The following is a 2,987-nucleotide window of genomic DNA, read 5'->3' as shown; positions in this document are numbered from 1 at the left end:
CACCACAGCCCGCGGCTGGCACCGCCAGCAGGCGGCCATCATCCCAACCCAGCCCGGCGCACCGCAGTCGGTCCAGCGCACCGCGGGCCGACCCGACGTGGTGCAGCCCGGTCCATGCAATGCGTTTCATCCCAGCAAGGTGCAGACGGTACGGCCCGGCAAGGCTCAGGCTCCCCGCGCCGTGCCGACGCTCGCGTTGTCACATATACATACGTGCTAGATATGGTATGGGTCTGTCAAACAAACGGCCCTGTCTCACATTCGGTGGTGACGGAGCGTGCCGCTATCCGAGGAGGATGCGGTGGCGAAGAAGGGTGAAGCCTGCTCCTCCGTGCATCTGGCGCACGATCCGCCTGGTCTTGGTGTTGACGCCTTCGGTGGGGCAGACGCGAAGGACGCCGCGATGATCGCAGACGCGGCCCGGACGATGCCTCACTCTGCGTTCGCTGGAGCTGACCGACGAGATCACCGCCGAACTCACGGTGCTGACAGGCTTCGACCAGGACCTCGCGGCCCAGGCGACCCGCACCAGCAAATACTGACTTCGGCTGGTCAGGGTGAACTCATTCGAAGTCCCTGATGCGCCTGGCGTGATGGCTGTATTCGGGGGTGTGTGAGGTATGCGGATGGGGGCGGGCTGACGCCCGCGGGGCGTCAGCGCCGTGAGGCGGTACGGATGCAGGCAGCCGAACTGTTCGAGCAGAAGATCAAGCCGACAGAGGTCGCACGGCGCCTATCCAGTGGCACCAGCTGTGGCGTTACGGTGGCGTGCAGGCGCTGGCCTCCCGTGGCCCGAGCGGAGCGCGATGCCGTCTGTCGCCACGTTGCCTGGAGAAGCTGGCCGCGTACCTCGAGCAGGGGCCGGCCGCGCACGGCTGGGTGGAGGACCAGGTGTGGACCGCGGCGCGGGTGGCCACGCTGATCGGCAGGAAGTTCCACGTCTCCTACAGCGTCTCGGGCGCCACGAGGCTGATGCACCGGCTCGGCTTCAGCCCGCAGGTCCCCGCGCAGCGCGGCGCCGAGCGCGACGAGATGGCCGTCACCGTCAGTAAGTAAGTCAGGCTCACCAGCAGAACCACCACTCGCATTCTCACTGTCAGTAACGGCGCTGGCGGCGGGTGTGGCAGCGGAACGGCGCGGACGCTTTGCGCTCGAAGGAGCCGGTCTCGGCGGAGCGGCTGAGCCCTGCGCAGTGGGAGCGGCTGGAGCGGGAGTTGCAGCGTGGTTCGCTGGCGCACGGCTGGGACGACGAGTTCCAGGGCTGGACGCTGAAGCGGGTCAAGCTGCTGATCGGCCGGACGTTCCATGCCGGCTACACCGTCCAGGGCGTGTGGAAGCTGTTGCGCCGGCACGACTGGTCCGCGCAGGTCCCGCTGTGGCGGGCGATCGAGCGCGACGGGAAGACCATCGAGGTGTGGAAGTCGGGGGTGTGGCCGGAGGTAAAAGGACTGCGGCGGACCTGGGCGCGTACATCTGCATCGAGGACGAGCGGCCCAGGGGCTGAGTCCGCCGAAGGGACACATCTGGGCACCGTGCCCGGCCCGTGGTGCGGGTGCGCGGCCGGGGCAGCGGGCGGGTCAACATCGCCGGGGTGGTCTGCTACCGCACCGGTCACCGCTCACGCTTCTTCTACACCCTGCACATATGGCACGGCTGTCGCGGCGAGCCGAAGGCGTTCTCCTGGCGCCAGTACCGCGGCCTGATCACCATGACCCACCTGCAGCTCGGCACCCCGGTGGTGTGGTGCTGGGACAACCTGAATGTGCACCTGGTCAAGGAACTGGCGGACTTCGCCAACCGAGCACAGGGACTGGTTACGGATCTACCAGATGTCCTCCTACGCACCGGAGTTGAACCCGGCCGAGGGTATTTGGTCCCGCACCTGGCCGACTTCGCCGCCGCGGATCTCGCCCACCTGACCCGCGTCATCAAGCGGTACCTGAAGAAGATCCAGTACAGGCCCCATCTGGCCGACGGCTGTCTCCCGCCCACCGGCCTGATCATGGATCACCGCCCGATGAGACAGCCGGACATCACGAGTTCAACCTGAGTAGTGGTTTTGCAGCTGCCTGAACCGGTGGCGTACTGACACGTCGCTTGTAGACTTGAGGCTTCCCCAGCACCGGAGGACACATGACCGCTGCACAGTTGCGCGAGACCGACTATTCGCCGCTTCTGCGTACGGATTTCACCGATGACGAGGCGTGGCAGGCGTTGCTGGACGAGGTTGGCGAAGACTGGGTGACGGTCATGGCTGACCCGAGTCACCGGGATCTGTCCGTGCCAGAACTGACGGCGCTGGTCTCGGACAGCAGGCGCTATCCGGTGCTCGTCGTCGCTGACCGCGTGACGTTCTCCTCTGACGAGCACTCACTGCTCCTGATCGATGTCCAAGAGAAGCCCGGACGGACGTTCCGGGCCGTGCCCGACGCGTTCCAGTCTGCCATCGGAAACCTGGCGATCCAGAACCAGAGCTTCGACGACTATCTCAATTCCCTCGATGACTCCGGTGTCTACCGGCTTTCCGACCGACATCGCCAGGCGCTGGCTGCACTGCAGGCTTACAGCCAGCCGAACACGGACATCCCGTGCGCGTCCATTCCGGGTCCGGCAGCTTCGCGCGCGCACCTCGGGGGGGGCGACCCAGCCCATCCGCCCCGCACAGCCAATGAGGCCGGGCGTACCGCCGAAATCCTGACTCATGACTCGGTCCCAGGTCCGAACCCATTCGCGCCGTTCGACTACGGCGTCACCGCGACGTCATTTCGCGACGCCTACCACTCATGACGGACCGAGCAGCGCCGGTCTGCGCTGACCAGCGGACACCCGCCCGTGCACGATCTGCGGAGATCTTGAATGCGATCAGCCACCGTAGGTCCGCTCCACCGTCCACGGGAGTGTAAATCTAACGGCGGATCCGACGATCATGGGAGAGACGTCAAGTGACTTACACCGCCGTGGAGTTGGAGACCGTGGAGCCTGTCGAG

General features: G+C 66.1%; 4 protein-coding genes and 2 pseudogenes. 5 read left to right on the top strand and 1 reads right to left on the bottom strand.

Going from position 1 to position 2,987, the window contains the following annotated elements; all coding sequences use genetic code 11:
* Positions 1-382 precede the first annotated feature (382 nt).
* Positions 383-533 (top strand): annotated as a pseudogene (locus tag ACFYOH_RS44595) (transposase); the annotation flags it as partial.
* Positions 534-768: 235 nt separating this feature from the next.
* A complete protein-coding gene (locus ACFYOH_RS44590; protein WP_388638036.1) occupies positions 769-1,056 on the top strand; it encodes a winged helix-turn-helix domain-containing protein in 288 nt (95 codons plus the stop codon).
* A gap of 40 nt (positions 1,057-1,096) precedes the next feature.
* On the opposite strand, the gene ACFYOH_RS44585 is transcribed toward ACFYOH_RS44590, so the two are convergent.
* The gene (locus ACFYOH_RS44585) at positions 1,097-1,282 is read right to left on the bottom strand and encodes a hypothetical protein (protein WP_388638042.1); all 186 of its coding nucleotides are present in this window, start codon (positions 1,280-1,282) and stop codon (positions 1,097-1,099) included.
* On the opposite strand from ACFYOH_RS44585, the pseudogene ACFYOH_RS44580 reads away from it, so the two are divergent.
* The 3 genes and pseudogenes from ACFYOH_RS44580 to ACFYOH_RS44570 all read left to right on the top strand — a co-directional run.
* Positions 1,215-1,361: pseudogene (locus ACFYOH_RS44580) on the top strand (winged helix-turn-helix domain-containing protein); the annotation flags it as partial. The gene ACFYOH_RS44585 and the pseudogene ACFYOH_RS44580 sit on opposite strands and share 68 nt — an antisense overlap.
* A gap of 182 nt (positions 1,362-1,543) precedes the next feature.
* Positions 1,544-2,050, top strand: coding sequence for a DDE endonuclease (locus ACFYOH_RS44575; protein WP_388638039.1), 507 nt, complete (start codon positions 1,544-1,546; stop codon positions 2,048-2,050).
* 83 nt (positions 2,051-2,133) lie between these two features.
* Positions 2,134-2,787, top strand: a complete 654-nt coding sequence (locus tag ACFYOH_RS44570; RefSeq protein WP_388638033.1) for a DUF6924 domain-containing protein — start codon at positions 2,134-2,136, stop codon at positions 2,785-2,787.
* The last annotated feature ends 200 nt before the right edge of the window (positions 2,788-2,987 follow it).

The sequence above is a fragment of the Streptomyces sp. NPDC007856 genome, from assembly GCF_042868225.1.
In the GTDB taxonomy this organism is placed as follows: domain Bacteria; phylum Actinomycetota; class Actinomycetes; order Streptomycetales; family Streptomycetaceae; genus Streptomyces.
This window is presented reverse-complemented; position numbering and strand designations above follow the sequence as displayed.